Origin of the sequence: Novosphingobium sp. CCH12-A3 (assembly GCF_001556015.1) — a bacterium.
In the GTDB taxonomy this organism is placed as follows: Bacteria; Pseudomonadota; Alphaproteobacteria; order Sphingomonadales; family Sphingomonadaceae; genus Novosphingobium; species Novosphingobium subterraneum.
Genome location: NZ_LSIA01000066.1, coordinates 1 through 4040, shown reverse-complemented (window position 1 = coordinate 4040; position 4040 = coordinate 1). Strand labels below are relative to the sequence as shown.

General features: G+C 61.7%; 5 protein-coding genes. 3 read left to right on the top strand and 2 right to left on the bottom strand.

What is annotated here, in order from left to right; all coding sequences use genetic code 11:
• Positions 1–433 (bottom strand): ribonuclease D (locus tag AX703_RS04750; protein ID WP_062343004.1); only part of this gene is annotated, 433 nt, incomplete at its 3' end.
• Positions 434–640: 207 nt separating this feature from the next.
• On the opposite strand from AX703_RS04750, the gene cysD reads away from it, so the two are divergent.
• The 3 genes from cysD to AX703_RS04735 are packed head-to-tail and all read left to right on the top strand — an operon-like array spanning position 641 to position 3791.
• Complete coding sequence (gene cysD / locus AX703_RS04745; RefSeq protein WP_231735382.1) at positions 641–1564, top strand: sulfate adenylyltransferase subunit CysD; 924 nt, start codon at positions 641–643, stop codon at positions 1562–1564.
• A complete protein-coding gene (gene cysN / locus AX703_RS04740) occupies positions 1564–3486 on the top strand; it encodes a sulfate adenylyltransferase subunit CysN (RefSeq protein WP_062343002.1) in 1923 nt (640 codons plus the stop codon). The genes cysD and cysN overlap by 1 nt, the downstream gene beginning before the upstream one ends.
• A 32-nt stretch (positions 3487–3518) precedes the next feature.
• Complete coding sequence (locus tag AX703_RS04735) at positions 3519–3791, top strand: DUF2061 domain-containing protein (RefSeq protein WP_039337221.1); 273 nt, start codon at positions 3519–3521, stop codon at positions 3789–3791.
• A 4-nt stretch (positions 3792–3795) separates the two neighbouring features.
• Here AX703_RS04735 and AX703_RS04730 read toward each other — a convergent pair.
• On the bottom strand, positions 3796–4040 hold a 245-nt coding region (locus AX703_RS04730), incomplete at its 5' end, for a UDP-glucose/GDP-mannose dehydrogenase family protein (RefSeq protein WP_255355030.1).

The following is a 4040-nucleotide window of genomic DNA, read 5'->3' as shown; positions in this document are numbered from 1 at the left end:
CGGACAGCACCGGCCCACCCCAGTCGCTCGACTGCTGCTGCTTGGAGATTTCCTTTCCGAGCAGTTCGCGCACCAGGTCCTTGAGGCCGTGGCGATCGGAATAAGTCCGGACCAGCTTCGAGGCGATCTTGGTGCAGAACACCGGCGCCGCGACCACGCCGAGGTAATGCTCGATCGCGGCAAGGTCGAAGCGGGCGAAGTGGTAAAGCTTGACCCGCGAAGGATCGGCCAGGACAGCCTTCAGATTGGGCGCCGCATAGCTGCTGCCCGGTGAGAAGCGGACGAGGTGTTCGTCGCCCTGCCCGTCCGAAATCTGCACGACGCAAAGGCGATCACGCGGTGTGATCAACCCCATCGTCTCGGTATCGACGGCGACGGCACCCGGCGCAAGCACGCCTTCGGGGAGGTCTTCTTCATGGAAATAAACGGCCATTCCTGTCGCTTAGGGCGTTGGGCAAGGACCCGCAAGCTTTCAGTCCCGCCCAGACAAGTGCAAGGAGGAAAAGACGTGGCCCGTCACGACCGCCAAGTTGGCGTTTGCGGCATGAAAGTATTGTATTGCGGCCATGCTCCCAGATGGGAGCGCACCACCCACGGTGAATCGCGCAAGGAACGCTCACGCAATTACGGAGCGAGAGCCGTGGCACTGGACGCCAAGACCCTGACCCATCTAGAACGCCTTGAATCCGAGGCGATCCACATCATGCGCGAGGTCGCCGCCGAGGCGACCAATCCCGTCATGCTTTACTCCGTCGGCAAGGACAGCGCGGTCATGCTGCACCTTGCCCGCAAGGCGTTCTATCCCTCGCCGCCGCCGTTCCCGCTGCTGCATGTCGATACCACCTGGAAGTTCCAGGACATGTATGCCCTGCGCAACAAGATGGCGGTCGAGAGCGGCATGGAACTGCTCATCTACCAGAATCCCGAAGCTGCCGAGAAGGGCATCAATCCGTTCGATCACGGCGCGCTCCACACCGACATGTGGAAGACGGAAGGGTTGAAGCAGGCGCTCGACAAGTACGGCTTTGACGCGGCCTTCGGCGGCGCGCGGCGTGACGAGGAAAAGAGCCGCGCCAAGGAGCGCATCTTCTCCTTCCGTACTGCCAGCCACGGCTGGGACCCAAAAAACCAGCGCCCCGAATTGTGGAACCTCTACAACGCCCGCAAGAACAAGGGCGAGAGCATTCGCGTGTTCCCGATCTCGAACTGGACCGAGCTCGATATCTGGCAGTACATCCACCTCAACGACGTGCCGATCGTCCCGCTCTACTTTGCCGACGAGCGTCCGACTTATGAGTGGGAAGGCCAGCTGTTCATGGCCGACGACATTCCCCGTCTGGAAAAGGTGCTGGGCTATCGCCCCGAAATCACCATGAAGTCGGTCCGCTTCCGCACCCTGGGCTGCTTCCCGCTGACCGGCGCGGTGGAGAGCACCGCCAAGACGCTGCCTGAAGTGATCCAGGAAACCCTGCTCACCACCACCAGCGAACGTCAGGGTCGCGTGATCGACAAGGATGCCGGTGGCGCCGGCATGGAAGTGAAGAAGCAGCAGGGGTATTTCTGATGAGCACGCAGGACGTTATCTATCAGACCGACGCCCTCATCGCCGAGGACATCAACGCCTATCTGGACCAGCATCAGCACAAGACCATGCTGCGCTTCATCACCTGCGGGTCGGTGGACGATGGCAAGTCCACCCTGATCGGGCGCCTGCTCTATGATTCGAAGATGATCTTCGAGGACCAGCTGGCCGCACTCGAGAACGATTCGAAGAAGGTCGGCACGCAAGGTCAGGAAATCGACTTCGCGCTGCTCGTCGACGGTCTCGCTGCCGAGCGCGAGCAGGGCATCACCATCGACGTTGCCTATCGCTTCTTCAACACCGAGAAGCGCAAGTTCATCGTCGCCGATTGCCCCGGCCACGAACAGTACACCCGCAACATGGTCACCGGCGCATCCACCGCCGACCTTGCCGTGATCCTGATCGATGCGCGCAAGGGCGTGCTGGTGCAGACGCGCCGCCATTCCTACCTGTGCCACCTGATCGGCATCCGCAATATCGTTCTGGCCGTGAACAAGATGGATCTGGTTCACTACGACCAGCAAGTGTTCGACGCCATCGTCAAAGACTATGCGGAATTCGCCAAGTCCATCGGGATCGAGAGCTTCACCGCGATGCCGATCTCCGGCTTCAAGGGCGACAACATCACGACGCGCTCGGCCAATACGCCCTGGTATCAGGGCCCCACGCTGGTCGATCACCTTGAAACCGTGGAAGTTCTTTCCTCGGTCGATGCCGACAAGCCCTTCCGCATGCCGGTGCAGTGGGTCAACCGCCCCAACCTCGATTTCCGCGGCTTCTCCGGCTTGATCGCCACTGGTTCGGTCAGGCCGGGCGATGAAATCCGCGTCCTTCCGTCCGGCAAGACCAGCAAGGTCACGCGCGTCGTCACGCTGGATGGCGATCTCGATCAGGGCGTTGCCGGCCAGTCGGTCACGCTGTGCCTAGCCGACGAGGTCGACTGCTCGCGCGGCGACGTGATCAGCCTTGCCGACAATCCGCCTCAGGCCGCCGACCAGTTCGAAGCGACGCTCGTCTGGCTCAACGACGAAGCCATGCTGCCGGGTCGCGCCTACTGGCTCAAGCTCGCCACGCAGACCGTCTCGGTCACGGTGCAGCAGCCGAAATACGTCGTGAACGTCAACACGATGGAGCATCTTGCGGCCAAGACGCTCGAGCTCAACGCAATTGGCGTGGCCGAGATCGCCACCGACAAGCCGATCGTTTTCGAGGCCTACAACGATGGCCGCACGCTCGGCGGCTTCGTGCTGATCGACAAGATGAGCAATGCCACCGTCGCTGCCGGCATGCTCAACTTCAGCCTGCGCCGGGCTCAGAACGTGCACTGGCAGGCATTGGACGTGAGCCGCGAGGCCCACGCCACGCTCAAGAACCAGAGCCCCAAGGTGCTGTGGTTCACCGGCCTTTCCGGTTCCGGCAAATCCACCATCGCCAACATGGTCGAAAAGCGCCTGCACGCGCTCGGCAAGCACACCTTCCTGCTCGATGGCGACAACGTGCGCCACGGGTTGAACAAGGACCTTGGCTTCACCGAGGCAGACCGCATCGAGAACATCCGCCGCGTCGGCGAAGTCGCCCGCCTGATGACCGACGCCGGCCTGATCGTGCTCACCGCTTTCATCAGCCCGTTCCGGGCCGAGCGCGAAATGGTGCGCAGTCTGATGGCCGACGGCGAGTTCGTCGAAATCTTCGTCGACACGCCACTCGAAGTGGCAGAAGCCCGTGACGTGAAGGGCCTCTACAAGAAGGCGCGTTCCGGCCAGCTCAAGAACTTCACCGGGATCGACAGCCCCTACGAAGCGCCTGAAGCTCCCGACTTCCGCGTGGATACGACCGCCGAGTCGCCCGAAGATGCCGCCGAACGCATCGTTAATGCGCTTCTCGGGTGGGCCCCGACCATTTAAGCAATCGTCTCTGGCCGGGAGGGAAACCGCCAATGATTCTGTTTCATGGACACGAGGCGCACGCCCGTTCGATCGTCAAGGCGATCAGCTGGCGTACCTTGGGCAGTATCGATACGTTTTTGCTCGGCTGGCTGTTCACCGGCAGCATGAAGGCTGCCGGGGCCATTGCCGGCACCGAAGTGATTACCAAGATTGGACTCTATTACTTCCACGAGCGCGTGTGGAGTTCGATCCACTGGGGCACTCAGCGTCCCCCGGTGGAAGAGGAGGACGCTGCAATCAGCGCCGAGGCAGGCTTGGTCTGACCCCTCAGACTCGGCCGATGCTGCTGTAGGCAAAGCCTGCAGCACGCGCCTCGGTCGGGTCATACACATTGCGCAGATCCACCAGCACCGGCGCGTTCATAAGGCTCTTCACCCGCGCAAAATCCAGCGCGCGAAACGCATCCCATTCGGTGACAAGGGCAACCGCGTCGGCCCCTGCAACGGCTGCATAAGTAGTCGCCCGTGAAAAACTCTGAAGCCTTTGGGAATGCGTGGGTTTTAGCGGATTTG